This is a genomic window from Pseudomonas sp. NFACC04-2, assembly GCF_900119265.1.
GTDB classification, from domain to species: Bacteria; Pseudomonadota; Gammaproteobacteria; order Pseudomonadales; family Pseudomonadaceae; genus Aquipseudomonas; species Aquipseudomonas fluorescens_AA.
On record NZ_FPJC01000061.1, the window covers coordinates 1 to 1,326 of the forward strand.

General features: G+C 49.7%; 1 rRNA gene. It reads left to right on the forward strand.

The window, feature by feature from the left end:
* Nucleotides 1–163 precede the first annotated feature (163 nt).
* A 23S ribosomal RNA gene (locus tag BT125_RS28280) occupies nucleotides 164–1,326 on the forward strand; the annotation flags it as partial.

The window sequence follows — 1,326 nt, forward strand, 5'->3', positions numbered from 1 at the left end:
TCGTTCTTTAAAAATTTGGGTATGTGATAGAAAGATAGACTGGACGTTACTTTCACTGGTAACGGATCAGGCTAAGGTAAAATTTGTGAGTTGCTCTTTGAGCAAGATCGAATTTTCGGCGAATGTCGTCTTCACAGTATAACCAGATTGCTTGGGGTTATATGGTCAAGTGAAGAAGCGCATACGGTGGATGCCTTGGCAGTCAGAGGCGATGAAAGACGTGGTAGCCTGCGAAAAGCTTCGGGGAGTCGGCAAACAGACTGTGATCCGGAGATGTCTGAATGGGGGAACCCAGCCATCATAAGATGGTTATCTTGTACTGAATACATAGGTGCAAGAGGCGAACCAGGGGAACTGAAACATCTAAGTACCCTGAGGAAAAGAAATCAACCGAGATTCCCTTAGTAGTGGCGAGCGAACGGGGACTAGCCCTTAAGCTTCTTTGATTTTAGCGGAACGCTCTGGAAAGTGCGGCCATAGTGGGTGATAGCCCTGTACGCGAAAGGATCTTAGAAGTGAAATCGAGTAGGACGGAGCACGAGAAACTTTGTCTGAATATGGGGGGACCATCCTCCAAGGCTAAATACTACTGACTGACCGATAGTGAACTAGTACCGTGAGGGAAAGGCGAAAAGAACCCCGGAGAGGGGAGTGAAATAGATCCTGAAACCGTATGCGTACAAGCAGTGGGAGCCCACTTTGTTGGGTGACTGCGTACCTTTTGTATAATGGGTCAGCGACTTATTTTCAGTGGCGAGCTTAACCGAATAGGGGAGGCGTAGCGAAAGCGAGTCTTAATAGGGCGTCTAGTCGCTGGGAATAGACCCGAAACCGGGCGATCTATCCATGGGCAGGTTGAAGGTTAGGTAACACTGACTGGAGGACCGAACCGACTACCGTTGAAAAGTTAGCGGATGACCTGTGGATCGGAGTGAAAGGCTAATCAAGCTCGGAGATAGCTGGTTCTCCTCGAAAGCTATTTAGGTAGCGCCTCATGTATCACTGTAGGGGGTAGAGCACTGTTTCGGCTAGGGGGTCATCCCGACTTACCAAACCGATGCAAACTCCGAATACCTACAAGTGCCGAGCATGGGAGACACACGGCGGGTGCTAACGTCCGTCGTGAAAAGGGAAACAACCCAGACCGTCAGCTAAGGTCCCAAAGTTATGGTTAAGTGGGAAACGATGTGGGAAGGCTTAGACAGCTAGGAGGTTGGCTTAGAAGCAGCCACCCTTTAAAGAAAGCGTAATAGCTCACTAGTCGAGTCGGCCTGCGCGGAAGATGTAACGGGGCTCAAACCATACACCGAAGCTACGGGTATCACG